Consider the following 25501-nt stretch of genomic DNA (forward strand, 5'->3'; position numbering starts at 1 on the left):
ACGATTCTTTTTATAGAATTGAGAACGTTTCATTTTTTTCTGCTTTAAGCATAGATGTTTTAAAACTCCATCTTTATAATTGACATCTTCATCATTCTATCCCCCAGTCTTGCAAGCAGACGATGAGATGGATGGATGCCTGGACTTTTCATGTCATAATAGCCCAGCATATATCCTTTTGAGCTCACGTTGATTGTATCCGACCAGTTTAATTCTTTAAGTGGATCAGAAACACAGAAATAGCCTTTCACATCCTGTATTCCCATGTTTTTAAGAATTTTACTCATCATGAGCCTGAGTCCTGTTTTTCCTACTGTATCAAAAATCAGACAACCGTTCGGATAATGCTGTGAGAGTCTTAAAACCAGTGCTTTGACTTCTTCTGTTTTAAAATAATGAAAGACACCTGAAGCAAACAGAATGATTCCCCTGCTTCCATCTATCTGATCCATCCATGAATCATTTCTTATATCTGCCACGATATTCTCTTCTCTTTCATGTACTGGCATCCAAAGATTACGAATCTTAATAATGTCAGGAAAATCAATGTTGACAATATGGCATGTACCGTTATCACATGCAAGTCCGGTCTGATCCAATCCACAGCCTAAGTTTACAACGGTTGCATTAGGGTGCTTTTTGAGATAATTCTTTATTTCCCACATCATATCTAGCTGTCGCATAGCTGCTTCCAATGCACCAAACTCGTAGAAAAAGGTATCCTGCTTCTTTTCCAGCTCGCTAAAATCATAATCCAGCTTTTCACAGAATGCTTTTGCAGATGTATCGGTATATAATTCAGGAAATTTCTCAGCACACATTTTTCTTCCAAACAGAGGTACGATCAGAGTTTCCTGAACCGAATTCTTTTCAATATGTATTTTATTCATTTATTATATTCGCCTCCTTTTTTGGTTAGCCTTGTATAACTATTATATCAGATGAGAATCCCTTTTCATAGATAAAAAGCCAAGCTGCATTAGCCTGGCTGATTGGTAAGTTTATAGACTGATTCACTCCTATTCACCAGTTTCTGGTATAATCCCTTCTCTTTCAGAAGTTCTTCATGAGTGCCTGACTGTACAATGCTTCCCTGATCAATGACAAGTATTTGATTGGCTTTCTCAATAGTATGCAATCGGTGAGCAATTACAATCAGTGTTTTTCCCTTGCATAGTTCCATGATGGCTTCCTGAATGTAGCTTTCATTATCAGCATCAACATTAGCGGTTGCTTCATCCAGAATGATAATTGGCGAATCTTTTAGAATACAGCGGGCTATGGATATGCGCTGCTTTTCACCGCCTGATAGACTGGCTCCGCCTTCTCCAATAAGGGTATCAAAGCCATTTTCCAGTTCCATGATAAAGTCATAGCAGCGAGCTTTTTTAGCTGCTTCAATCACTTCTTCTTTTGTCGCATCAGGTTTTGCCATGGCAATATTATTGTAAATGGTATCATGAAAAAGATACACTCTCTGGAATACCATGGAGATCTGATTCATCAAGCTTGCCAGCTGAACATCCTTGACATTTCTGCCATGAATGCAGACTTCCCCTTGCGAAACATCCCAGAATCGTGTCAGAAGGGAAGCAATGGTGCTTTTTCCAGAACCGCTTGGCCCAGCCAATGCCAGCATTTCACCTTTTTTTAGATGAAAGTTTACATGATGCAGCACTTCCTTCTTTCCATAGGCAAAGCTGACATCCTTCATTTCAATTTCATATTCAGAAGAAACAGGAAACTCCTCTTTTCCGCTATCATTCAGTTCGCTTTCACGGAAAACATCTTCGATGCGATCCAGACAGCTGCTCATTACCGTAAAACGAGAACTTTCACTATAAAGTGCTTTTGTAGGAGCGTAAAGATCAAATACGAAGAGTATCATGCCAATCAGATAAGGAACGTCTAACATGGACTGTTTATAGAGTATGAATGCCAGCAGCAGCATGATACTGGATCCAACTCCAAAGGCAATATTCAACAGTCGAGTATAAGGTGCAACAGCATATTCAAAATCTAGCGCAACCTTCATAGTGTGATCAAAATTATCTGTAAGCTGTTTTGACTGTCTTCCCATCAGATTATAGGTTTTGATGATGCCTATACCTTCTGTGAAATCCAGAACCGCATTGGTCAGCTGTTCACTTTGCTGCTGACGGATGTCAGAATGGTATAATGCTTTTTTATCAAGCAGATGTCCTATATAGACCAGACAGAGAATAATAAGCAGGGATAGCATTCCGATATAGGGGTTAAGGTAGAATAGAAAGGCTATCATGATGAACTGCGAGAAGATATAATTCATGGTATTCGCGACGACAGTCATGCAGTTTTCTTCAATAAATACCATATCCGTTGACAGGACAGAACTGATTTTTCCCAAATTGCCTTCGGTAAAGTAGCCCATCGGCATCTTTCTAAGATGATTTCCTAAACGAATGCGCATATCTGAAAAAATGTAATAGCCGGAAGCACTCTGCAGACGATCGGAAATATACTGACATAGTGTTTCCAGCAGAACGCTGATAAGCAGTGCCAAACCATATAGCCAGCATTTTTCTACGGTCATCGTCTGATTATAAAATTCCATGAAAACAAGGAATGCAATGCATAGAGGTGCTTTTGACAGCATTGATTTCAGAAAAGCAAAGATAAATGCAATCTGAATACGTGATTTATATTTGCCAGAAATTTTAATGATTCTGGATAGCAGTTTCAGCATAAGAGTTTACCTCCTTTGTTTTGATTTTCCAAGTATGAGAAGCCGTTGCAGCGTTCCATAGCTTCTGATATTCGGCATTATTCTTTAATAAATCCTCATGCTTTCCAATACCGTCAATCTTTCCTTTTTTCATAACGATAATCTGATCAGCATTGACAATGGAAGGCAGGCGGTGTGCGATGATGAGAACTGTCTTATTCTGAATAATCTGTGAAATAGCCTTGTTCATCTTGTCTTCGTTTTCGCTGTCAATGAAAGCAGTCGCTTCATCTAGAATAATGATTGGTGCATCTTTTAGGATTGCTCTGGCCAGTGAAATTCTCTGTCTTTCACCTCCGGACAATTGCTTTCCTCCATCTCCGGCAGGCGTATCAATTCCTTTTTCAAGACGTGATAGAAAGTCATTGCACTGTGCCTGCTTAGCTGCCTGAAGAACTTCTTCATCGGTAGCCTCCAGATTTCCATATCGGATATTTTCCTTTAGTGTTGTGTTGAATAGAAACTGTTCCTGTGAAACATAAGAAATCTGTTTATTTAACTGTTCGATGCTCATATCACAGATATTCTGTCCGCCTATGCTGATTTTTCCACTTTGTACATCATAGAAATGGACAAGCAGCTTAGCTAAGGTACTTTTTCCTGAACCTGATTCTCCGACAAAGGCAACCATCTGTCCCTGTGGAATATTAAGTGACACGTCATGGATCACCTCGTCTTTGTCATAGCTAAAGCAGACATGATCATATTTGATAGAGAAATCTTCTCCCATAAAAGCCTTGCTGTTTTGTTTCAAAGGTTCACTTGCCATGAGCTTTTCCAATGATTCGATTTTATAGTTGAGCTGAGGAAAGGTGGACATGAAATTCAGTGCTTTCAAAATAGGAACTCCCATGCCAAAGGATAAGCACAAGATAAGAATAAAGTCTGTCAGCGTACTATATCCCTGTAAAACCAGATAAGATCCAATCGGCAATGCGAACAAGGCAATGCATGGCAAAATGCTGCTGTAAAGAGCCATCCATGGCCATGATGCCTGATACCATTTTAAGGTGAAATCACGATAGGCTGTGACATCATCCTTTAATCGCTTATAAGAAGCTGCATCATGATTAAAAACCTTGACGACTTCCATTCCCTGAACATATTCAATGATGGTATTGTTCATTTTGCCGGCAGAGGCATAATAATTTGCCATTTCCTTCATGCCTACACGATACATGATCATCATAGAAATGATGCCGAAAGGCAGCGAGCATAGGGATAAAAGAGCCAGCTTCCAGTCAATAAAGAACATTGCAATTAGAATAATAACCGGTATGGAAACATTTGCAATTCCTTCCGGAACTGCATGAGCAAGCAGCAGTTCAATGCTGTCGATGTCATCAATGAACATTTTTTTGAGAACACCGTTTCCTTTTTCCTGAATAACACCTAAAGGAAGTTTTTCAAGACAGTCCTGCAGATAGGTACGGATATTCTTCAAGGTATGATAGGCGCTTTCGTGGGATAATGCCAGTCCTTTCACATATAAGATGCCGTGCATGATCATACATAAGACGATGACGGCGATATGAAGCAGGCAGTAAGACATGGAAATGTCCTGTCGATTGAGCAGCGGATTGATCAGTCGGTAAATCATAAAATAAGGAATAATGCTGAAAACAACAGCAATAATCAATACTATGATGGATTGATATGTTTTCTTTTTATATTCATGAGCGTATTGAAAGACTTTTTTAAACATAGATATCCTCCTTGCGTGTTAGTCTAAGCTAACTAACAGTTAATTTTTTTAGCTCCCGATAGAGAGCTAATGTTTAAATCCTAAAACCTTATACCAGTCAAACAGATTGCAGACAAGCTGATTGTATCTTATGATTTCTTCCCAGCTGAAATCATGAACGAAAGGTTCATAAATGGTTTCCCAGAAGGCAGATAGAAGTACGTGCATTTCTCTGCGGGAAACCTGTACCTCCGTCAGATGTCTTCGATAGGCTTCCTTGTAGTATTCATATGTGTAATCAGACATTTTCTGTACCCAGTCATGGCTGAAGGTTGAAAATTTTGAGCCTTCGCTTCTGCATAGAAGAAGCTTAAAGCATTCCTTTCTCTGATATAGAAATTCAAACCACCAGAGCATATAGCTTTCATCCATATCCCAGCTTCTGATTAGTGCTTCATCAGATACGGTATCGGGATCAGTCAGCTTTTTTTGATTGATGATCTCATTTAAGTCATCCAGCAGAGGCTGAACGACAGCAAGAAACAATTCCTCTTTGCCTTTATATCTTTTATATAAAGCTCCGGTTGTGACTTCAGCATTTCCGCATATGGATTTTAAAGAGGCATTCAGGAAACCTTCCTTCAGAAACTCCTGCTTGGCACTGTCTAAAATTTTAGGATCCAGTGTAGTATCTCTTTTTGACAAATGACCACTCCTTTACTGATAACTTAATTATCGATAATTACATTATCATTATATCTTATTGTATGCAGTTGTCAATCATTTACTGATATTTTTAAATTTTCAATAAATTTTGAAGTCAAAAATTTCCTGAATCAATTGACAAAAGGAAAAAGATGTTTTATATTTAAAACAGTGTTACGTAACAGTGTTTTAAAAGTTTGGAGGTGAGCCATGCCAAAGAGAAAGGAAGGCGTTTATGAGAAAATCCTGGACGCCGCAAAAAAGGAGTTTCTGTCTAAGGGATTTCGTGATGCATCGCTTCGAGTGATTGCCAGAGAAGCAGATACCAGCACAAGTTCAATTTACACAAGATTTAAAGATAAGCAGGGACTTTTTGATGCTATCATTCAGCCTGTTGGAGATGAATATATAGAGATGTTTACGAAGATTCAGGAACAGTTCTGGCAGATGGAATCCTATGATGATTATGACTATATGCTGGAATACAGCGAGAACGGACAGAAAATGCTGCTGAATTATATCTATGAACACTTTGATGAATTTCAGCTGCTGTTATGTCAGGCGGATGAAGCGCAGAAGGATCGTTTCATGAATACCCTGATTGATATAGAAACGAAGGGCTCACTGGAATATCTGGATGTCATGCAGCCAAAACAGCGTGTTGATGAAGAATTTATGCATATTGTCAATACAGCTTTTTTCAACGGCTTTTTTGAAATCGTCCATCATAAGATGGACAGGGAAAAAGCTTATCAGTATATTACAAGACTGAGAGCATTTTATAACGCCGGATATGCGACTGTTTATGATGCGGAGTTCTAAGGAACTCTTTCTTTTAAAGAATTTGGTTAGCTAAAACTAACTTCTGAAAGTGAGATGATAGGAATAGACAATACAAATAATAGTGATAAGGGTTCACAGGAACTCATTTATTTAAAATGATGAGTTAGCTAAAACTAACAGAAGGGAGAAGTTATGGAAACAAAGAAAAAATCCCCTCTCCTTCGTCTATGGGATATGGGGAAGGAAGAACATGGAAAACTTATATTGGCAATCGTACTGGCTGTGGTTGGCGTAACCTGCAGCATGGCTGCTTATTACAGTGCAGCACAGATGATCATCGGACTGCTTCATGGCAATCAGAATTTCAGCTTTTATCTGACATGGTGTGCTATTGCATTAGCAGGATATGTTATCAAGGCGGTACTGTATACGCTGGCATTGTCAAAGTCACATCAGGCAGCATTCTCGATTATGAAAAACATCCGTATTCAATGTATGCATAAGCTTACCAGAGTACCGATGGGAAATCTGCTGGATGTATCAAGCGGGCAGATGAAGCAGCTCATTGTCGATCAGGTAGAAAGCATGGAAACTCCTTTAGCACATCTTTTGCCTGAAATGACCAGCAATGTGTTGGCGCCGCTCTTTGTCTTTGTTTATCTATTGATTCTTGACTGGCGTATGGCACTCATTACTTTGATTTCGCTGCCGATCGGATTATTCTTCATGTCTTTTATGATGAAGGATTATGCGAAAAAATATCAGGGCTCCGTTGAAACTGCACAGAAGATGAATACCGCCATTGTAGAATATATCAATGGCATTGAAGTCATCAAGGCATTTAATCAGGGCAAGAATTCTTATCAGAAATATGCGGATGCGGTAAAGGCCAATGCTGAATATTTTTATCAGTGGATGAAAAGTTGTCAGCTTCCTTCGTCTGCAAGCCGTATAGTAACGCCTTCAACAATGATTACGGTTCTTCCGTTTGGATTATGGTTTGTCATGAACGGAAGTCTTTCCGTTGAAAGCTTTATTGTGATTATGATTCTTGCATTCGGAATCATCGATCCTTTGATTGCGGCAATGTCCTTTACAGACAGTCTGGCAGTGGTAGGAACAATCGTGGATCTTGTGGAAGGTCTGATTTATGCTCCGGAACAGGATCATGGCAATATACCCGTTCAGTTTGAAGATACAGCTATCACAATGAAAGATGTATCCTTTGGCTATCATGAAGGTCAGGAGGTTCTTCATCATATTAATCTCAATATTCTGCCAAATGAGGTCTGTGCATTTGTTGGACCGAGCGGCAGTGGAAAATCAACGATTACCAAGCTAATTGCAGGCTTCTGGGACGTTGAAAAGGGAGATATTACGATTGGAAATCATTCTCTTAAGCAGATTCCGCTTTCTCAGCTGAATCAGATGATCGCCTATGTATCACAGGACAACTATCTGTTTAATGATGCAATCATGGAAAACATAAGAATGGGAAATCCTGATGCAGATGACGCTGAAGTCATGGAAGCTGCTAAGAAGGCAGGCTGTCATGAGTTTATTCAGTCGCTGGAAAATGGATACCAGACAATCTGCGGCAGCAGCGGAACACATTTATCAGGAGGAGAACGACAGAGAATTGCTATCGCAAGAGCGATGCTGAAGGATGCACCGATCATCATATTGGACGAAGCAACGGCCTATATCGATCCGGAAAATGAAGCAATCGTGCAAAAGGCAGTATCTTCTTTGGTCAAGGATAAGACGCTGATTGTCGTGGCACATCGTCTGTCAACGATTACGGAGGCATCAAAGATCGTTGTGGTAAATGAAGGAAGGATAGAAGCCATTGGCAGACATGAAGAACTGCTTGAAAACAATGCATTATATAAGCAGATGTGGCAGGCACATATAGGAACAAGGGAGGAAGCATTATGATTAAGGTTTTAAAGAAAATATGGGATTTTGCTGGCGTTGAGCAGAAACACATAAAAAAATCTATTATTATCGGTATTTTCTATGCTATCTTTCATATGTTCATGATTGGTGCCATTTTCTTTGCGGTAGAGGCAGTTGTCAATGAAAGTCATGATGTTCGTTATATATTCATGACATTCTTCATGGTTCTGTTGAGCATAGTAGGACGAATTGCCTGCAACTATTCAACTCAGCTTCATCAGACACATGCAGGATACTACATGTCGGCATGGAAAAGAATTGACATAGGAAATCGCTTGAAGACAATTCCAATGGGATTTTTCAATGAGAACAGCCTAGGAGAAATTACCGGGATTGCGACAACCGTTTTGCAGGAAGTAGAAACAACCGTTCCAATGGTACTGGTCATTACCCTGACTGGCATCATCAATGCACTGATCTTTATCATGTATATCTTTTTCTTTGATTATCGTATCGGCTTTATTGTTCTGCTGGGAACGATCTGTTATTTTTTCATCACTTCCAAAATGGAAAAGAAATCCAGCATGATTGCTCCAAAACGCCAAAGATCAACAGCAAAGCTGGTAGAGGCGGTTTTAGAGAATATCAAAGGAATGTTTATTGTTCGCTCATTTAATCTTTCAGAAAACAATCATCAGAATATAGATGAAGCAATTGAAAATAATCGTGCCAGCAATCTGGCAATGGAAAGACTATTCACACCATATACGATTGCTCAGGAAATAGTCTTAAAACTGTTTAGTATTCTGATTATCCTTGCGGCGATACAGTTTTACTGGAATCAGACAATGTCTTTGACTTACTGTCTGATGATGATTATTGTATCATTTCTGATATTTGCACAGATTCAATCTGCAGGCAGCGGTCTGGCAATTTTAAGACTGGCAGGAAGCTCCATTGATCATGCCAATAAGGTAGATGAAACTCCGATACTTGATGAACATGGAAAAGAAATCAAGCCTGAGAATCAGGAAATTGTATTTAACGATGTCAGCTTTTCCTATGACAAGAGAGAAATTCTTCACCATGTTCAGCTGACAATTCCGCACCATTCTTCATTGGCTATTGTCGGACCTAGCGGAAGCGGAAAGACGACATTGTGTCATCTGATTTCCAGATTCTGGGATGTCAATCAGGGAAGTATTTCTATTGGCGGACATGATATCAGGGACTATACACTGGAATCGTTGATGGATCAGCTCAGCATGGTCTTTCAGAATGTTTATCTGTTTAATGATACGATAGAAAACAACATTAAATTCGGCAGACCAGAAGCAACTTTAGAAGATGTGAAACTGGCTGCCCAGAAAGCATGCTGTGATGAATTTATTGAATCGTTGCCAGAAGGCTATCAGACAGTCATTGGTGAGGGCGGATCTTCGTTATCAGGTGGTGAAAAACAAAGAATTTCTATTGCCAGAGCCATTTTAAAAGATGCGCCAATCATTATCTTTGATGAAGCGACAGCTAATGTGGATCCGGAAAACGAGGATAAGCTGCAAAGGGCGATGGAAGAACTGATGAAGGATAAGACAGTTATCATGATAGCTCACCGCTTGAAAACAGTGAAACATGCATCAAAGATTATAGTAATCAATAATGGTCAAATCGTTCAGCAGGGAACACATCAGCAGCTGATAAAGGAAGATGGGTTATATAAAAAGTTTGTTGAACAGAAAAATGAAACTGGTTCTTGGAAGTTATAATCATATATATAAAGTCACATGCCTATCAAAAAGGGTGTGTGATTTTTCTATTGTACATATATTATGTATGTGGTAGTATTTTGGTTAGAATTAACTAACTTCAGGGGTGGATATTGAAATGAAATTAAATGAATCATGGTATGGAAATAAGGCAAAGATCATTAAACAAGGAAAAGATTATGCGGTTATAGAATATGGCTGTAGCGGAAAGGGAATTGTGTCAACCTATCAGCTCTTTGATGGGATTTCCCTTTGTTTTCTGGATTTTGATACTGAAGATATCATGCCTTCTCAGCAATTTAATCCAAATATCATTTCAATTGTATGCTGCTATAGCGGACGCTATGAATGCGAGTTTTCCAATCATCAAGTGTTTTACCTTTCTGAAGGATCTTTTGCTGTTATGGGAACAAAATATCTGCCTTCATTCTTTTCTTTTCCATTGAAAAAGTGCTTTGCATTTAGCTTAGTCATCGACATACAGTCACTAAGCTGCAATTCCATTCAGCTTTTAGATTCATTTGATCTGAATATAAACAAAATTAGTGAGCATCTTAGACTTGACGAGAATGGATACCTATGTCATGCAGGAAAAGAACTTGGACATATATTTTCGGAAATTTATGAAGCAAAGGATATAAATGATATTTCATATTTTCGCATAAAGGCGATAGAATTCTTGTTTCGTATCAATAAGTTTTCACATGATGAGAATCAGTCATTTCAGTACTATGACAAGAAGTATATACAGAAGGCAAAGGAAATACACAATCATATGATAGAACATTTAGACGAAAAAGTTTCATTAAGGCAATTAACTGCTGAAAAGGATTTTAATTTATCTTTATTCCACAAGGTTTTTACTCAAATATATGGCGATACTCCGTATGCTTATATAAAAAAGTACAAAATGAATATCGCCGCTAATGAGCTAAAAAATACCGACAGAAAAATAAATGATATTGCTTTAAGCTTGGGGTATAATAACGCAAGCAAATTTTCAATAGCGTTCCATTCAGTATATGATATATTGCCAAAAGATTATCGAAAACAAAATAATTAGCATTTTTGGGCTATTTTAAGGCGATATATATAGTTATGGGGTAGAAAGAAATATGGAAAGTAATTAAAATGGTGTATGTTAGCTATGACTAACTACATCATTTTTATTTAGGAGGGATTATACTTATGGCAAAAAAATCGCCAAAACAACAAAAACCAAAAACTGGTTTAGCTCGCTGTTTGGAACTGGCTTCAAACAAGAAAGGATTAGTCTTTTTATCAGCAATTCTTTCATCATTAGCGTCTGTCGCTTCATTTGTTCCTTATATAGCAGTTTATTTTATCATCGTTTCCATTATTCAAGTCTATCCTGATTTAGACGGATTAAATATGAGTGAAGTTATGGGATATGGCTGGCTTGCTTTAGGAGGCATAATAGCTAATATATTACTATACTTTTTGGCTATCTTCTGTTCTCATATTGCGGCTTTTGGAACACTATATGAATTGAAAATAAAATTTTCTGAACACATCACGAAAATACCTTTAGGTTATCATTTAACTATCGGTAGTGGACGATTCAGAAAGATAATGGACGATAATATAGAAAGTGTTGAGGGTTTTATTGCACACCAGTTTCCTGATTTTGTCGCTTCCGTAACCGCACCTGTTGTTATGGTTATTTTACTGTTTGCGATAGACTGGCGTTTTGGTTTGGCTTCTTTAGTAGGAATTATATTAGCTTTTATTGTACAGTTCATGGGCTATGGTAGCGGAGCCATGAAAGAAAATATGGAAAAATATCAAGTTGCACTGGAAGATATGAATAATGCTTCTGTTGAATATGTGCGTGGTATGCCTGTGGTAAAAGCATTTAATCAAACAGCTAATTCGTTTGAAAGATTGAAACATGCAATCACTGAATACACACAATGGGTATTAAAATTTTCGTTGGGGTGGCAGAACTGTATGCCTGCATTTACAACTATTATCAATAACATCTATCTTGTGTTAATTCCAGTAGGTATACTTATAGGTTCTAATACATCAGACTTTAAAACTTTTTTGATGACTTTTGTTTTTTATTTGCTATTTGTACCTGCCGTTGCGGGAGTATTAAACAAAATCATGTATGTGTCAGAGTCATTTATGCAAATAAATGGTAATGTAGCAAGAATGGATGAGATATTTAATATTCCCGTATTACCAGAAACTGAAAATCCTAAAAAGCCAGAAAACAATGATATTGTTTTTGATAAGGTGAGCTTTTCTTATACTGGAAAGGAAAACGACTTGGCAATTCAGAATGTTTCTTTTAAGGCTAAGCAGGGAGAAATTACAGCGATTGTCGGTCCATCTGGCGGTGGAAAAAGTACAATAGCAAATTTGATTTCCAGATTTTGGGATGTCACTACTGGTAGCATTAAAATAGGTAATGTGGATATTAGAGATATAGCTATGAATGATTTAATGAAACATGTCAGTTTTGTATTTCAGGATATTTTCCTGTTTAAGCAGAGCATATATGACAATATTGGTATGGGAAATCCTAATGCAACAAAAGAGCAGATTATTCAAGCGTCAAAAGCGGCTCAATGCCATGATTTTATTATGAAGCTGCCTAACGGCTATGATACTGTGATAGGTACAAAAGGTATACATCTCTCTGGTGGAGAGCGTCAAAGAATTGCTATTGCAAGGGCAATTATTAAAGACGCCCCTATCATCGTATTGGACGAAGCAACGGCGTTCAGCGATCCAGAGAACGAATACTTGATACAAAAGGCTTTTGAAAAGCTCATGCAGAATAAAACAGTTATCATTATTGCACACCGTTTATCAACAATCCGTAATGCTGACAAAATTCTTGTAATGGAAAAAGGGCATTTAATTGAATGTGGAAATCACGATAGTTTAATACAGAGAAATGGACGTTATTTCCAAATGTGGCAACACTACACAGAAGCAATAGACTGGAAAATCATTGGAAAGGCGGTGCTGTAATATGAAAAAATTAAAAGAAGCGTTATTTTTATCTGATAAAGGATATTCTGATTTGAAAAAGGCAATCTTCGCTTGTACATTAACTAATATAACAATGTTGCTTCCATTTTGCATAACAGTAATGATTTTCAGCGAATTGTTAAATCCGTTTGTTGGGAAAGAGCTTGAATGGGGACATATTTGGTTGCTATGGGGAGCTGGTGTCATTTCGGCAATTTTAGTCTTTTTTGCGGCGAAAAATGATTATAGAAAAACATATATAGCGTCATATAAAGAGTCAAATGTTACTAGACTTCGTATTGCAGAACATCTTAGAAAGCTTCCTATGAGTTTCTTTAATACAAAGGATTTATCAGAATTAACAACCAATATGATGTCCGATTGTAGTAGTATGGAGTCCATGCTAAGCAGTACCATACCACCTCTTATTGCAAACATAATTTCTGCAACTATTACTTGTATCTTGCTTGCTTTTTTTGATTGGCGTTTAGCTATTTGTGTGTTCATAACTATGCCATTTGCATTTTTGATTATATGGCTCAGCAGAAAGTATCAGCAAAAATTATTTGAACGACAAGTTGACGCTAAATTACAGGCTTCAAGTCAGGTACAGGAATACTTAGAAGGAATGAAAATCATTAAATCCTGTAATTTAAGTGGCTCTCAATTTTCAACATTAAATAAAGCACTTCTGACTATGAAAAAAATTGCAGTCAAAGTTGAAATGGCAGTCGGAGTTTTTATGTCCAGCGCAAGCATGATTTTGCAAGCTGGTGTAGGCATAACAATCTTTGTAGGGACTTTATTGTTGCTTGACGGACAGATTGAATTGTTACCTATGTTGATGTTTTTCTTAATCGTGACAAAAATTTATGGTCCGATTCTGGCTATATTATCACAGCTAACTACATTATTAAATCTAAATGTAGTTACAGAAAGAATGAGAACACTTTTAACAACTTCTGTGATGAGTGGCAAAAAGGAAACACCAAAAAACTATGATATTGAATTGAACCATGTTTCTTTTGCTTATAATGAAGAAGAAGTTATCCATGATGTTTCATGCAAAATCCCGCAAGGCTATGTTACAGCTTTGGTTGGGACTTCTGGAAGCGGGAAAAGTACGATTGCCAAATTAATTGCAAGATTTTGGGATATACAAAAAGGGACTATAACCATTGGGAATAAAGATATTAAATCAATAAATCCAGAAAATCTTATGCAGAAAATGTCATTCGTTTTTCAAGATGTTACTTTGTTCAATGATACAATATTTAACAATATTCAAATGGGAAATCCAAACGCAACTAAAGAACAGGTATTTGCGGCGGCTAAAGCGGCTTATTGTGACGAATTTGTTCGTAATATGCTTGACGGCTACAATACCTTGTTGGGCGAAAATGGAAGTACACTTTCTGGCGGAGAACGTCAAAGGATTTCTATTGCTCGTGCCTTGCTAAAAGATTCGCCAATCATTCTTTTAGACGAAGCAACAGCGTCCTTAGATCCGGAAAATGAAGTGTTCGTACAGAAAGCCATTGCAAAATTAGTTGAAAATAAAACTGTCATTATAATTGCCCACCGTTTAAGAACCGTTGCTGACGCTGACCAAATTCTAGTTTTGGATAACGGAAAACTTGTTGAGAGTGGAACACATAGTGAACTTATGAAAAAGAATGGTTTATATTATAAGCTGTATCATATTCAGCAGGAAAGTTTAGGCTGGACAGTTTAAATTAAGAATGCACATACATAAGTCAGGAACATTAATGTATGTGTGTTTTTTTTGTTTATAAACATGTTCAAATTTGAACATGTTTAGCTATGATTAGAAAGATGTGGTTTTCTTGATTATTATCTTTATGCTTGACATTATCATGTACAAGGATATAATATAACTAAGTTATATAACTTAGTTATGGCGGTGATATGTTGTGGAAAAATCTGATACACAGGAACGTATTCTTTCCTGTGGGAAAGAATATTTTTTAAAATATGGATTTAAAAGTGCACCATTAAGAAAAATAGTAGCCAAGGTCGGAGTGACGACGGGAGCTTTTTATGGATATTATGCTAATAAGGAAGAACTTTTCTATGCGCTGACGGATGATGCAGCGAAAGGCTTTATGGATGTTCTTCATCGTGTACTTGGTGAAATGAACAGCATTGCAGAAGAAGAAAGAATTTTTAAGATGTGTGATGTCTATATCAAAAGAATACCGGAGATAGCAGAATATCTCCTTGCACATCACGATGAGATGCTTTTGATTCTTGAATGTTCTCAGGGAACTAAGTATGAGAATTTTTTTGAATCTCTTCAGCGTTCCAATACAGAGAATATTGATGAGTCCTCCAGACATTCAAAAAATAAATTAAATTTGATTTCATTGGATACTATGGAACTGCTGATGAGCGGCTACTTTTCCATTTTAAAAAGGATTATCATAGAGGAAACAGATCGTGAGAAAATGATTCGCAGCATGAGTGAAGTAGCCAGAGTCTATGAAGCCGGCATTTTAACCTTGATGCAGAAAAGCAACAACTATAGGATAATTTGACGGTATGAAGCAGTACCGTCTAATTATAAAATTGTTAGTTAGCCATATCTAACTAAAGAAGAAAGGAGAATCACAAATGAATAAAAAAAGTGTATTTGATCAGTTAGCTCAGTTATCTTTCCTACCGCTTTATACAAAGGTAGTGACTGCATCCTTGCAGCTGGATGTATATTCACATTTAAGTGCAGATATCAGTGCAAAGGATCTGGCTGCCAAGCTAGGGTGGAATGAAAGCAATACTGCTTATTTTTTGGAAGGGCTGACTTCAATAGGATTTGTAGTGAAGAACGACGAGATGTTCAGAAACAGCGATGAGGCAGAAACCTATCTTGTCAAAGGCAAACCGGAATATTTGGGAAGCTTTATCCAATATTACATCATGAATGAAGGATCCATGCCATTTGATATCGTCAAGCTTGTAACGGAAGGACCTCAGCCTATGCAGCAGCAGACTAATGATCAGTCATTGGATTTTGCAGCAATGGGTGCAATGATGCGTCAGGCTCAGGAAGGATATCGCCAGAAGGAACTGCTGGATATTGTCCGTTCGTTGCCTGAAAATAAAACAATAAACAGTATTCTGGATTTAGGATGCGGAACCGGTCTTCTTGGAATGTCGGTAGTAAAGGATGATGAAAAGCGCCAAGGAACATTTATTGATCTGATGCCTGCTTCCATCATAGAAGAATCAGCAAATCAGATGGAACTATCCGATAGAATAGAAGTCATCAATGGGAATTTTCTTACAGATGATATTGGAAAAGGTTATGATCTAATTCTTGCAGTATCTGTAGCATTGTTTGCAAAAGGAAACATGGATGTATTTTTGAAAAAGTGCTATGATGCTTTGAATCCTGGAGGAGTCATGCTGGTTATTTCGGAAGCAATCGCAAAAGATCATACTTCACCTTGGGATATGGTCATGGGATATCTTCCGTATTATATGCAAGGAATGGATATGGGTGTTCTAAAGAATGAGGTTAGTGAATCCGCTAAACGTATAGGATTTACGAATTGTGAAAAACGCACGGAATTGTTATGTTCCGGAATACAGGATATTGATATCTTAAGAAAATAAACAATGAATTTATAAAGAACAAGTGAGATTATAATCCGCCTGTTCTTTTTTTAAAAACTAAAAATGTTATCACTGACTTCTTTTAAGATACGCGATAAAATGAACTTATAGAAAGGGGTCGAAAGTCATGGCGAAGATCAGTTTGACTGCACAGGCAGCAGGAAAAAGAATAAGAGAATACAGGGAAGAAAAGAAATGGACTATCAATAAGATGGCAGCATTTGCTGGCATGGATGCGAAGCATTTAAAGAAACTGGAAGACGGTCTTTCTGAAGGAACATTTCTAATGTATATACATCTGATGGAATGTATGAAGAAAAATATCAGTGATTTGTTTGATCAGAGATTTACAGCTATCCTGTATTCATTGGAAACAGGTGAAATGCTTTCATGAGAGTGAAATCAACGTTGTCTGATCATGATCATATTCATCTGAAGACATTATCAAGACTTCTTGTCAGCAACAGGGAACAAAACGGGTGGTCTGTTGCAGATTTTTGTAAAATGGCACATATAGACCGCGACAGCTATACAAAGGTGGAAAGAGGAGAGCGTAATCCTACGATTGGAGTGCTGGAAAGTATTTTATCAGTTTATGGTATCAGTATGCATATATTTTTTTCTAGCGTTTATCAACAGCTTTATAATGAAGAAATAACTGAATGGAAAATTGATCAAATGCTTAATGACAATCTATGCAGAATGATTGACAGACAAAAGATCATTAGAATGATTAAGAAATTCAGAAAATCTCGCAAAATTAGTCAAAACCTGCTGGCAATGGAAATGGGCATTCAGAGAAACTATATTAACAACTTTGAATATGGTCGCTCAAAAGTTACGCCTGAATTACTAAAAGGCATAATGACAGTAATGGATATTGATATAGAAACACTATTGGATATGCTGGAGGTTCCTGAAAATTTGCGTAGATTTTGATGTTCAAATTTGAACATCATTTTTTGTTTGTTCTATACTGACATATTCAATTATGCACGACATAATGAATTTGGAGGTGAATGTAATATATGGAAGATAATTTAGATAATAGCGTGATTCTAACTCTATTTGGTGAACAAGTAAAGAATTACAGAACTAAGCAATATCTGACACAGGCGGAACTGGCAGAGAAATCACATCTGCATAGGAACTCCATTGTACTTATTGAGAATGGAAAACAGAATCCAACCCTTACACTCATGTGTAAGCTGTCTTTTGCATTGAATGTAAAGATGAAAGATCTGGTGGATAATTTATGAGACAATCAAATGAAGAAATCATAGAAATGTACTTAAGGGCAGAACTATATGAAAGGCTGGATTGCTATGAGAAAGTGGATTATAAAACAAAGATAGATCGTCTAACTGAAATGATAGAGAAGATGAAAAAACTGCTTCCATCAGAGCAGCATGGACTGCTGCATGAGTTTGAGGATATCTATATGGATCTGCTTTCTTATTCTGATCCATATGAATTTGAAAACGGCTTCTGTTATGGAGTATCGTTATTGCTGAGTGTCATGGAAAAGGAAAAAGAATTTAATAAAAAGTGGAAGAAAAGGGGAGATATAAGCAATGAGTAGAAAAGACACTGCTTGCAATGATTCAGATATTGATAAGATCATGAAAATCTATATGGAGGCATTGGTTTATCTTCAAAATGATGATTATATGCTGAAAAGTCAGGAATATCTAGAAATTGATAACAAATTAGAGGAACAGAAGGCTTGCATTAAAGAAAAAGCTAAAGGTATACGATTTGAAGATAAAATAGAGAAACTATTAAACAGTTATGATGATACATGGCAGAGCATGAATTTTATTTATAGAACATATGGTTTTTTGGATGGGCTCATGATCGGACTTATTTTGAATAAACAGTCTAATGAGGAATTCTATCAAAAACTTTATATGATGGTAAAAAACAGATGGTAACTTTATAGATGATACTATGAAATTCTTTTATTATTCAAAATGATACTGTTATTTACCATTAGTACAATAGATAATAATTTCATATAAAAAAGACTATGAAGTAATTTGATGATACAACATCAACACTTTTATAGTCTTTTATATTAAGCATTCTATGCGTTTTCCTTCGTAAACACCATTTAGCAATTCATCGCGTGAGCGAGCATAAAGCTTAAATAATTCTTGCGCACGTTTAGGATTCGAATATACTTTCCAGCATCTGCATAGCAAGCAGGTTTCTTTTTTTATGAATCCTTTCACATCTGCTAAAGGATATCCCAAAAATATACCAATTTCATGAGGATAGCTGCAGCTTTCACATAATCTTTTATTTAAATGTCTGAAAATGGTTGCCAAATCTTTGGCTGGATAATCAAGAACATTTAAAAAAGAATGAACTTCTGATTGTGAAAGTCTGAGTTTTAATGCCTCCTTATGATAGACATAGATTGTAAGTCTTTGACAGCCTTCCTAAAAAAGATAAATATGCACACCATGATGAAACAGTATGTTTTGATAACGTTGTACCAATTCCCTTACATTGTTAAATTGTTTATCAGAAACATGAAACATATTTGCAATTTTAACCTTTTTTAGAACCAGACCACAGTACAAAGCTAACGGCTCTTCAAATTCGACTTCATCCTTTGGTAAATCACATTTTGGACAGAATGTCATTTATTGCTGCAATATCTTCATCTGTACCGTTGTTTTCTACCTTGTACAGACATTCAACATCATATGTTTCTGCAATTTTATCTCCTGCTAGACAGTAAGCTTCTCCATAGCCCTGATCACCTGAAACAACAACGCCTTTTAGATTCATAGAATTAGCCAAAAGGAAAGTTTCCACTTCCATTGGAACATCACCATATCCGTCTGTATAGGTAAACAAAACATAAGGCTCATCTATTGTTTCGTTTCCTGTGTCAATTCTTAAAGCATCAGCTCCTAATGCCTGTACAATGGATTCTACATTTCCTGTTCTTGAAGCATAAGCAATTTTCATAGTTGATTCTCCTTTCGGTTAGTCTAAACTAACTACTTCATAGATAAATGTTAGCATGAGCTAACTATTTTGTCAATAGAGGATTCTAGAGTAATTTATAATATATTGACAGAGTTAATCAAGAGTGTTATACTGTTCCTATGAACAAAACTAAAAAATGTTCATAGGAGGAATTATGCCAGTAGCTTTTACTCATGAAGAACAGCTGAATATCCAACTGAAATTAGAAGAATCTGCGCTTGCTCTAGTTAAGCAAAAAAGTGTAAAAAAGATTACTGTACGTGAGCTTTCTAATCAGGCGGGAATCTCTATAGGGGCATTTTATAAGTTTTATCCAACAAAGGAGCATTTATTTTATTCCCTTTTACGTAGTCTGCATGGTAAGGTTTACGAATCTGCCATGAATGAACTTTTTGCCTCAGGTAATATAAATCCTGCTGAACGATTAAGGAATTCTATTATTGCCGGCTGTGACGCCTTGGATAGAAGTGGTATGGAGCGTTTCTGGACGGAAGATGCCTTATATGTTATGGAGATGATTCCGGATGTCGATAAAGAAGAACAGCGTATTTCAGAGAAAACGTTATATAAAAAATTCTTCAATATGTACGGAAATCTAGCGGTTTCAGAGGATTTAGCAATGGATGCATTGGGCAGCTTGCTAATGAGTGTTTCTCAGCGACATATATTAGGTGAGCATTATCCGACAATACTGCTTTGGCAGGCTGAAGGAGTCTGTAATCATATTTTTGAGTGAGAAATCACTCAAAAAATTTTAATCATCGAGTTAGACAAAGCTAACTGAAATTCTCCTGAGTCTAAAAACAAATTTATGAAAATGATGGAGGTTATTATGAAAAAAATGAACAATGCAAATCGTTTAGACGTCCCAGATTTTATTTCAATTGGGATTTATACAGCAATATATTTTGTGCTGGTTACCATAGCAACATTTTCAAGCGGTATTTTGTTTGCTGGTTTTGCATATGTATTGCTTCCTGCATTAGCCACTTTAATATCAGGATGTGTATATATGTTAATGGTTGCTAAAGTACCTAAATTTGGGGCAATAACCATTATGGGTATTGTTATGGGACTGTTTTTCTTTGCGTCAGGTCATTTTATTTTATCTTTTGGAGCTAATATTGTATGTGGCGTTTTAGCCGATATTATCTGTAAAATCGGAAAATATAAAAATAAGATGCTGATACTTTTGAGCTATATTGTGTTTTCATTTGGATTGACTGGACCAGTTCTTCCTATGTGGTTTATGAAAGATGCATATGTTGCTAATTTAATTGAACGTGGGAAAGATGCGGCTTACATTGATGCAATGTTTGCTTCAATCAATATGGGAACCTTCGGCATCTGCTGTATTGCTATTTTAATCTGTGCAATTATAGGTGGAATATTTGGACAGCGAATGATGAAAAAGCATTTTCAGAAAGCAGGCATTATATAATGATTTGCCTTGATCCAAGAGTAAAATTATATCTGCTTTTAGAAGCCAATCTGCTGCTTTTCTTTCATGTGAATACTGTAACGGAAGTAATAATCGTTGTATTGTTTTTGTTGCCCTTTTTTCTTTCCGGAAAAACAAAAAGCGCTTTGCGTTTTACGATTATCTATATGCTTTTGCTTATCATCGGAATGATGACTGATTCGGCTGGGACAAATACTCTACTCAATTTTGTCGCAATGGCAGCCGTTGGAATACGAATGATTCTTCCCTGTTTGATTGCAGGAGCCTATGCTTTTAGTACGACTACACCAAGTGAATTGTTTTGTGCTTTGAGAAAGTGTCATATTCCAGAAGGAATTATTATCACTTGTGCTGTTGTTATACGCTTTTTTCCTACCGTTATGGAAGACTATCGACAGATTCGCGATGGTATGGCGATGAGAAACATTTATATAGGTATGTTTCATCCCTTACAATCTTTAGAATATGTCATTATTCCTTTATTGATGAATGGCAGTACGGTAGCAAGAGATCTTTCGGTAGCTGCTTTAACAAAAGGAATTGGGCTATCAGGAAGACATACAAGCATGGTACAGATAAAAATGCAAATTTACGACTGGATCTATATGATTATAAGTACGATACCGCTAATTATGTTTAAGGGAGGATTTTTATGATGAATATCATATCTAGCAAAAATATCTCCTTTTCCTATATGAATAGTGAACAGGCTTCATTGAAAGAAATAACGATTGGAATAGAAGAAGGAGAGTGCATTGTTCTTTGTGGGAGAAGCGGCAGCGGAAAAACAACTTTTTCAAGACTTCTTAATGGATTGTGTCCTATGTTTTTTACAGGCAAATTAAGTGGCGAATGCGATACATCTGGTTTACAGGCAGGAAATGCTACGATTGAAGAATATGTGCTTTATGTAGGAAGTGTATTTCAAAATCCTAAGACGCAGTATTTCAATACGGATACGACGGCAGAATTAGCTTTTCCATGTGAAAACTGTGGCTTTCCTTCTGATGAAATAAAAAAGAGAGTTAACGAATGTGTTCAAAGATTTCAATTAGATGGTCTTATGAATCGAAATATCTTTAAGCTTTCTGGAGGTGAAAAGCAACGTGTCGCTTTTGCAGCATCAACAATGCTTGATCCTAAAATATTGGTTTTAGACGAACCGACAAGTAATCTGGATGCGTCAGCCATCTCTAAATTACGTAGGATGATTCTTGAAATGAAACAGTCAGGTAAAACGATCATTATAGCGGAACATCGACTTGCATGGCTCAATGATATTGCAGATCGATATGTATTATTTGAAAGTGGAGAAATAAAACAGGAATGGTCTGCAAAAGAGTTTTTGCAGTTTTCACAGAGCGAATTATATGAAGTTGGATTGAGAGCAACGCGACTTGATATATTGAAAGAAATTATAGAAAATAAATTGAATTCTCAGGCTGTAAGTGGAAATGTGCTATTAAAGGCTTCGAATTTAGTCATAGGATATGATAAAAAAACAGAAGTTTATAAGCTAAATACTTTTTGTTTATATAATGGAACAGTTGTTGGATTAGTAGGACATAATGGAGTAGGCAAGAGTACTCTGGCAAAGACATTATGTGGTCTGATCAAACCATTATCAGGTTCCATTCAATGGAAAGGACAGATGGTAAAAGGAAAGCAACTGACTGATCATGCCTTTCTTGTCATGCAAGATGTAAATTATCAATTATTTAGTGATTCTGTAAGAGATGAGGCATTGCTTGGAAATAGCAATCATGAACAATGTAATCAGGTATTGAAAATGCTAGGCCTTAGTGAAGTAAGTGAACGACACCCGATGAGTCTATCAGGAGGACAGAAGCAAAGAGTTGCCATTGCATCTGCCATACTTTCAAACAAGGAATTAATCGTATTGGATGAGCCGACCAGTGGATTGGATCACTATCATATGACACAGGTTGGAAATTTATTGCAGATGTTAAAAAAACAGGGAAAATGCGTACTTGTAATTACGCATGATGAAGAATTAACTGCCCAATGGTGTGATTATATTATTCGATTAGATGGAGGTAATTATGGAACTGGATATTAAAGAATGGATTGGTCAATGGGATAATTTTGAAAACTACATTAACAGTCATGATAAAAACATGTTGGCATGCTGGGAAGAAGCTGAATCTATCTGCCAAGGTATTCCGATGTTTTCAAAAGGAGTAAAAGTCTTTTGGCAACAATCATGCAAGACAATAACAGAAGAAAACTTAATTCAGATTTATGGCTGGAATATTAAAGAAAGCAATAAAGAAAAAAGCATTCTGACGATTGAATGGTTTACATCTGACAAGCAGATTATAGAGGTTTTTGATTATACACTGGATTCTATTGTGGAAAAAGGGTTAGAATCAAAGCCTAATTATCTTCTGCGTGCAATAAATGGCAGAGAAGGCAGCCCATTTACTTATATATTGGCTATGCCTCCAATGCCTGAAAGATCTTCCATCAAGGAAGGAGGATTATTAAGCCATTTTCATTTTCAGTTTGCAAGTTCTCTAGATAAATTGGTATGTGACGATGGAAAGCTTGCAAAACCAATGTGGTATGCGACCATGTGTTCAGCAGATGGTGATTTACTCGAACAATGCAATATTGTGCGTGCCTTGCATCGTTTACCAAAATGGAATAAGCTCATATATGAATTATAGTATGATTTTACATGTATAAATATAGAAACAAGAGCGATAGAATTGTCGCTTTTTTCTATATGTTTCCATATTCTTTCGGAGTCTATCCTTAGATTTTTAAAAAATGCTCTGAATGATAATCACAATCCTTTACAGTGATTAGACTTTTTACAAAATCCGATTTTATAAATTCTAATTTATCTATTCAACCCTCTAAAATCCCTTTGTTTTCAAGGCTTTACGTCTGTATTGTGTTCCAATCTTATGTATTTTCTCTGTTTTTGACCTTACGAGCCGAAACAAGGGGGATTTTTTATGCCTCGCCGACTACTTCATCCAGCAGCTTTGCGAAACTGCGCTTCGCTTCCTTTGTAGCGAGAGCGTAGATATTCATTGTGGTATTGATATCGGCGTGTCCAAAATGTTCCTTCACATCCTTCGGTGCTACCCCATTCGATAGCAGATTGCTTGTAAATGCGTGTCGGAGTTGATGACAATGGAAGCCTTCTAACTCCTCGACCTTCTTGTGTGCCGTCCTATACATAATCCCTACCGTACTCGCCACTTCATCCACTCCGTCTGGGCTGAGGCAGACAAAGGATATTTCTCTGTAGTCATCGGGAATTCTTCTATTCTCGGCAGGCTGGATAAAATCCCTGATACATTCAAAGAGGAAGGTTATCCCAATGTACAGACGTTTATGCAGACCTATCGTGAAGCAGAAGCCGTTGTAAAGCAGCACAATCGCAGTCTTGCCGAATGGGGACGACAGGTTAAGGAAAAGAGTAGCCCGCAGAAGCCGCCCGAAAGGGAGAGCGTCTGAAACAGACCCAGACAGTTGCAGGAGATGCAGGAGCAGGATAGACAACAGCCACACAGAAAGAAATCCTTTGACAGAGACATAGCAGATAGACACAGAAAAAACGTCGCTATGGTGTTACCCATACACGACGTCATACATATAGCTGAATGTTTTATAGCAACTTTATTCGTCTACGATTATCGTTTCGTCAGTTACTACCGGCTGGTTATTCTGAGTACCGTTATCGAGGTATTGAATGCTAAAGATGATAGCAATAAAAATATTTACCAGAATGATTGTCGCTAGTATAATGCCAATAATTTTCCAAATGCGATGTGAGCGACGGTTTTTAATTGCAAGCTGCTCATTTATTCTGGATAGCTGCGTTGCAACATCGCTGGTAACATTTTCGTCTTCAATTTTCTCCCCTAACAATTCGCTGACAGATACCTCTAATATCTCAGCCAGACGAATTAAAGTAACCGCATCAGGAACGGATAAGTTTTTCTCCCATTTAGAGATTGTCTGTCTGGCTACATGAAGTCTTGCTGCTAGTTCTTCTTGGGAAAAGCCTTTTTGCTTTCTTAAGACTTTTAGATTTTCACTAAACATTATGTGTTTCCTCCTTGAATTTGATTAGTCAATTATAGAACGACATCTATTGTATGACAAGCAATGCAGATTAACAATAGCGCAACTGTTGATAACAAGGGCTTTTCGCTGTTTTATTTGAACCAAATAGTTTCAATGAATGTGTGATAGTTGGTTGATTTCAGAAAACAACTGATTAAAAAGTATTTCTGATTTCTTAAAATGATTAGCGACAGAGATTTCTCTCTGCACCATTTATCTATGCAAAGATGATTCACTTTTCTACAATCTCCTTTGCATACGCTCGTATGTTATTTATTCTCTGTGTCCATTCTAAAGCATTTTCTGCCTTCAACTGTTCCGTGATACCCTGTGCCTGTCTGTTGACGTCGCAAGGTAGGAATTGAACTTGCCGCTAGTAAGAAGAATGGTGTATGTAACTCTGTGGTATTCTTCCAGATACCGCAAATGACGCTGCCTCCAAGGCCAATAGGTCTTTCTTTTTCGGCTGGCTAGGTAAAGCAGGGAAAATAGTAGTCATCCTGCAATTCATACTATAATCCGTTATTCTCATCGTAAATGTACTTGTCCATTGAAAAACCTCTGTTATAATATATTCGCACAAACATTACAGTTTTACGATCACCACACTCTCTTATATCTTGTTATGAGATTCTCTTGTCCTTGCATTTGCCCCTATGAGCAAGGAAAAATGAGTAAACTTGTGTGTA

The 25501-nt window shown here is 36.9% G+C and carries 26 protein-coding genes and 1 pseudogene; 18 read left to right on the forward strand and 9 right to left on the reverse strand.

The genetic code is table 11. The features are described from left to right. Positions 1–59: 59 nt before the first annotated feature. The 4 genes from C1712_RS11775 to C1712_RS11790 all read right to left on the reverse strand — a co-directional run bounded on the left by C1712_RS11775 (position 60) and on the right by C1712_RS11790 (position 5153). On the reverse strand, positions 60–890 hold the full coding sequence (locus C1712_RS11775; RefSeq protein ID WP_102269425.1) for a class I SAM-dependent methyltransferase: 831 nt from the start codon (positions 888–890) through the stop codon (positions 60–62). Between the two features lie 89 nt (positions 891–979). After that, positions 980–2725, reverse strand: coding sequence for an ABC transporter ATP-binding protein (locus C1712_RS11780; RefSeq protein ID WP_102269427.1), 1746 nt, complete (start codon positions 2723–2725; stop codon positions 980–982). After that, positions 2697–4469, reverse strand: a complete 1773-nt coding sequence (locus C1712_RS11785; protein WP_102269429.1) for an ABC transporter ATP-binding protein — start codon at positions 4467–4469, stop codon at positions 2697–2699. Before C1712_RS11785 ends, C1712_RS11780 begins: the two co-directional genes overlap by 29 nt. A 66-nt stretch (positions 4470–4535) precedes the next feature. After that, complete coding sequence (locus C1712_RS11790; RefSeq protein ID WP_102269431.1) at positions 4536–5153, reverse strand: TetR/AcrR family transcriptional regulator; 618 nt, start codon at positions 5151–5153, stop codon at positions 4536–4538. Between the two features lie 210 nt (positions 5154–5363). Between C1712_RS11790 and C1712_RS11795 the strand changes: the two genes are divergently transcribed. The 13 genes from C1712_RS11795 to C1712_RS11855 all read left to right on the forward strand — a co-directional run bounded on the left by C1712_RS11795 (position 5364) and on the right by C1712_RS11855 (position 18177). Beyond that, positions 5364–5975, forward strand: coding sequence for a TetR/AcrR family transcriptional regulator (locus C1712_RS11795; protein WP_102269433.1), 612 nt, complete (start codon positions 5364–5366; stop codon positions 5973–5975). A 153-nt stretch (positions 5976–6128) separates the two neighbouring features. Continuing rightward, positions 6129–7874 (forward strand): ABC transporter ATP-binding protein, encoded by a 1746-nt coding sequence (locus tag C1712_RS11800; protein WP_102269435.1) that lies wholly within the window; start codon positions 6129–6131, stop codon positions 7872–7874. Continuing rightward, the gene (locus C1712_RS11805) at positions 7871–9601 is read left to right on the forward strand and encodes an ABC transporter ATP-binding protein (protein ID WP_102269437.1); all 1731 of its coding nucleotides are present in this window, start codon (positions 7871–7873) and stop codon (positions 9599–9601) included. The genes C1712_RS11800 and C1712_RS11805 overlap by 4 nt, the downstream gene beginning before the upstream one ends. A gap of 118 nt (positions 9602–9719) precedes the next feature. Further along, entirely contained in the window at positions 9720–10664 is a 945-nt protein-coding gene (locus C1712_RS11810; RefSeq protein ID WP_102269439.1) for a helix-turn-helix domain-containing protein, read from the forward strand. Positions 10665–10789: 125 nt separating this feature from the next. After that, positions 10790–12607: an ABC transporter ATP-binding protein gene (locus C1712_RS11815; protein ID WP_102269441.1), complete on the forward strand. Its 1818-nt coding sequence runs from the start codon at positions 10790–10792 to the stop codon at positions 12605–12607. A gap of 1 nt (position 12608) precedes the next feature. Continuing rightward, positions 12609–14342: an ABC transporter ATP-binding protein gene (locus C1712_RS11820; protein WP_102269443.1), complete on the forward strand. Its 1734-nt coding sequence runs from the start codon at positions 12609–12611 to the stop codon at positions 14340–14342. A 199-nt stretch (positions 14343–14541) separates the two neighbouring features. Next, positions 14542–15165, forward strand: a complete 624-nt coding sequence (locus C1712_RS11825) for a TetR/AcrR family transcriptional regulator (RefSeq protein ID WP_102269445.1) — start codon at positions 14542–14544, stop codon at positions 15163–15165. Positions 15166–15241: 76 nt separating this feature from the next. Next, positions 15242–16243, forward strand: coding sequence for a class I SAM-dependent methyltransferase (locus C1712_RS11830; RefSeq protein ID WP_102269447.1), 1002 nt, complete (start codon positions 15242–15244; stop codon positions 16241–16243). A 127-nt stretch (positions 16244–16370) separates the two neighbouring features. After that, positions 16371–16637: a helix-turn-helix domain-containing protein gene (locus C1712_RS11835; RefSeq protein ID WP_102269449.1), complete on the forward strand. Its 267-nt coding sequence runs from the start codon at positions 16371–16373 to the stop codon at positions 16635–16637. Beyond that, positions 16634–17182, forward strand: coding sequence for a helix-turn-helix domain-containing protein (locus C1712_RS11840; protein WP_102269451.1), 549 nt, complete (start codon positions 16634–16636; stop codon positions 17180–17182). Before C1712_RS11835 ends, C1712_RS11840 begins: the two co-directional genes overlap by 4 nt. Positions 17183–17271: 89 nt before the next feature. Then, a complete protein-coding gene (locus C1712_RS11845; RefSeq protein ID WP_102269453.1) occupies positions 17272–17502 on the forward strand; it encodes a helix-turn-helix transcriptional regulator in 231 nt (76 codons plus the stop codon). Further along, positions 17499–17825, forward strand: a complete 327-nt coding sequence (locus tag C1712_RS11850) for a DUF6809 family protein (protein WP_102269455.1) — start codon at positions 17499–17501, stop codon at positions 17823–17825. Before C1712_RS11845 ends, C1712_RS11850 begins: the two co-directional genes overlap by 4 nt. Next, complete coding sequence (locus C1712_RS11855) at positions 17818–18177, forward strand: hypothetical protein (protein ID WP_102269457.1); 360 nt, start codon at positions 17818–17820, stop codon at positions 18175–18177. Before C1712_RS11850 ends, C1712_RS11855 begins: the two co-directional genes overlap by 8 nt. A 138-nt stretch (positions 18178–18315) precedes the next feature. Here C1712_RS11855 and C1712_RS13295 read toward each other — a convergent pair. Both C1712_RS13295 and nrdI read right to left on the reverse strand, forming a co-directional pair. Beyond that, a pseudogene (locus C1712_RS13295) lies at positions 18316–18669 on the reverse strand (DUF3793 family protein); the annotation flags it as partial. A 202-nt stretch (positions 18670–18871) separates the two neighbouring features. Further along, positions 18872–19225 carry a class Ib ribonucleoside-diphosphate reductase assembly flavoprotein NrdI gene (gene nrdI, locus C1712_RS11865; protein ID WP_102269460.1) on the reverse strand — a complete coding sequence of 118 codons (354 nt, stop codon included), beginning with the start codon at positions 19223–19225 and terminating at the stop codon, positions 18872–18874. A 175-nt stretch (positions 19226–19400) separates the two neighbouring features. On the opposite strand from nrdI, the gene C1712_RS11870 reads away from it, so the two are divergent. The 5 genes from C1712_RS11870 to C1712_RS11890 all read left to right on the forward strand — a co-directional run bounded on the left by C1712_RS11870 (position 19401) and on the right by C1712_RS11890 (position 23398). Beyond that, complete coding sequence (locus C1712_RS11870) at positions 19401–19982, forward strand: TetR/AcrR family transcriptional regulator (protein ID WP_180963149.1); 582 nt, start codon at positions 19401–19403, stop codon at positions 19980–19982. A 96-nt stretch (positions 19983–20078) separates the two neighbouring features. Continuing rightward, complete coding sequence (locus C1712_RS11875) at positions 20079–20687, forward strand: MptD family putative ECF transporter S component (protein WP_219718872.1); 609 nt, start codon at positions 20079–20081, stop codon at positions 20685–20687. Continuing rightward, positions 20687–21364 (forward strand): energy-coupling factor transporter transmembrane component T, encoded by a 678-nt coding sequence (locus tag C1712_RS11880; RefSeq protein WP_102269466.1) that lies wholly within the window; start codon positions 20687–20689, stop codon positions 21362–21364. The genes C1712_RS11875 and C1712_RS11880 overlap by 1 nt, the downstream gene beginning before the upstream one ends. Next, positions 21361–22788, forward strand: a complete 1428-nt coding sequence (locus C1712_RS11885) for an ABC transporter ATP-binding protein (protein WP_102269468.1) — start codon at positions 21361–21363, stop codon at positions 22786–22788. Before C1712_RS11880 ends, C1712_RS11885 begins: the two co-directional genes overlap by 4 nt. Then, positions 22772–23398 carry a hypothetical protein gene (locus C1712_RS11890; protein WP_102269470.1) on the forward strand — a complete coding sequence of 209 codons (627 nt, stop codon included), beginning with the start codon at positions 22772–22774 and terminating at the stop codon, positions 23396–23398. The genes C1712_RS11885 and C1712_RS11890 overlap by 17 nt, the downstream gene beginning before the upstream one ends. A gap of 292 nt (positions 23399–23690) precedes the next feature. Here the strand turns inward: C1712_RS11890 and C1712_RS13300 are convergent, their stop codons facing one another. The 3 genes from C1712_RS13300 to C1712_RS13305 form a co-directional block, all read right to left on the reverse strand. Next, positions 23691–24293, reverse strand: coding sequence for a tyrosine-type recombinase/integrase (locus C1712_RS13300; protein WP_102269472.1), 603 nt, complete (start codon positions 24291–24293; stop codon positions 23691–23693). Between the two features lie 69 nt (positions 24294–24362). Beyond that, positions 24363–24791, reverse strand: a complete 429-nt coding sequence (locus C1712_RS11900; protein ID WP_102269474.1) for a helix-turn-helix domain-containing protein — start codon at positions 24789–24791, stop codon at positions 24363–24365. Between the two features lie 253 nt (positions 24792–25044). Further along, on the reverse strand, positions 25045–25125 hold the full coding sequence (locus C1712_RS13305) for a hypothetical protein (RefSeq protein WP_425436028.1): 81 nt from the start codon (positions 25123–25125) through the stop codon (positions 25045–25047). Positions 25126–25501: the final 376 nt, after the last annotated feature.

The organism is Massilicoli timonensis (assembly GCF_900199515.1).
GTDB lineage: Bacteria > Bacillota_I > Bacilli_A > Erysipelotrichales > Erysipelotrichaceae > Massilicoli > Massilicoli timonensis.

What these genes read in the sequence shown, in the direction of transcription:
- C1712_RS11815 (WP_102269441.1), top strand. Translation starts at nt 10,790, where the DNA reads ATGGCAAAAAAATCGCCAAAACAACAAAAACCAAAAACTGGTTTAGCT.
- C1712_RS11805 (WP_102269437.1), top strand. Translation starts at nt 7,871, where the DNA reads ATGATTAAGGTTTTAAAGAAAATATGGGATTTTGCTGGCGTTGAGCAG.
- C1712_RS11875 (WP_219718872.1), top strand. Translation starts at nt 20,079, where the DNA reads ATGAAAAAAATGAACAATGCAAATCGTTTAGACGTCCCAGATTTTATT.
- C1712_RS11900 (WP_102269474.1), bottom strand. Translation starts at nt 24,791, where the DNA reads ATGTTTAGTGAAAATCTAAAAGTCTTAAGAAAGCAAAAAGGCTTTTCC.
- C1712_RS11855 (WP_102269457.1), top strand. Translation starts at nt 17,818, where the DNA reads ATGAGTAGAAAAGACACTGCTTGCAATGATTCAGATATTGATAAGATC.
- C1712_RS11775 (WP_102269425.1), bottom strand. Translation starts at nt 890, where the DNA reads ATGAATAAAATACATATTGAAAAGAATTCGGTTCAGGAAACTCTGATC.
- C1712_RS11850 (WP_102269455.1), top strand. Translation starts at nt 17,499, where the DNA reads ATGAGACAATCAAATGAAGAAATCATAGAAATGTACTTAAGGGCAGAA.
- C1712_RS11780 (WP_102269427.1), bottom strand. Translation starts at nt 2,725, where the DNA reads ATGCTGAAACTGCTATCCAGAATCATTAAAATTTCTGGCAAATATAAA.
- nrdI (WP_102269460.1), bottom strand. Translation starts at nt 19,225, where the DNA reads ATGAAAATTGCTTATGCTTCAAGAACAGGAAATGTAGAATCCATTGTA.
- C1712_RS11870 (WP_180963149.1), top strand. Translation starts at nt 19,401, where the DNA reads ATGCCAGTAGCTTTTACTCATGAAGAACAGCTGAATATCCAACTGAAA.
- C1712_RS11885 (WP_102269468.1), top strand. Translation starts at nt 21,361, where the DNA reads ATGATGAATATCATATCTAGCAAAAATATCTCCTTTTCCTATATGAAT.
- C1712_RS11785 (WP_102269429.1), bottom strand. Translation starts at nt 4,469, where the DNA reads ATGTTTAAAAAAGTCTTTCAATACGCTCATGAATATAAAAAGAAAACA.
- C1712_RS11810 (WP_102269439.1), top strand. Translation starts at nt 9,720, where the DNA reads ATGAAATTAAATGAATCATGGTATGGAAATAAGGCAAAGATCATTAAA.
- C1712_RS11840 (WP_102269451.1), top strand. Translation starts at nt 16,634, where the DNA reads ATGAGAGTGAAATCAACGTTGTCTGATCATGATCATATTCATCTGAAG.
- C1712_RS11795 (WP_102269433.1), top strand. Translation starts at nt 5,364, where the DNA reads ATGCCAAAGAGAAAGGAAGGCGTTTATGAGAAAATCCTGGACGCCGCA.
- C1712_RS11835 (WP_102269449.1), top strand. Translation starts at nt 16,371, where the DNA reads ATGGCGAAGATCAGTTTGACTGCACAGGCAGCAGGAAAAAGAATAAGA.
- C1712_RS11820 (WP_102269443.1), top strand. Translation starts at nt 12,609, where the DNA reads ATGAAAAAATTAAAAGAAGCGTTATTTTTATCTGATAAAGGATATTCT.
- C1712_RS11880 (WP_102269466.1), top strand. Translation starts at nt 20,687, where the DNA reads ATGATTTGCCTTGATCCAAGAGTAAAATTATATCTGCTTTTAGAAGCC.
- C1712_RS11830 (WP_102269447.1), top strand. Translation starts at nt 15,242, where the DNA reads ATGAATAAAAAAAGTGTATTTGATCAGTTAGCTCAGTTATCTTTCCTA.
- C1712_RS11800 (WP_102269435.1), top strand. Translation starts at nt 6,129, where the DNA reads ATGGAAACAAAGAAAAAATCCCCTCTCCTTCGTCTATGGGATATGGGG.
- C1712_RS11890 (WP_102269470.1), top strand. Translation starts at nt 22,772, where the DNA reads ATGGAACTGGATATTAAAGAATGGATTGGTCAATGGGATAATTTTGAA.
- C1712_RS11845 (WP_102269453.1), top strand. Translation starts at nt 17,272, where the DNA reads ATGGAAGATAATTTAGATAATAGCGTGATTCTAACTCTATTTGGTGAA.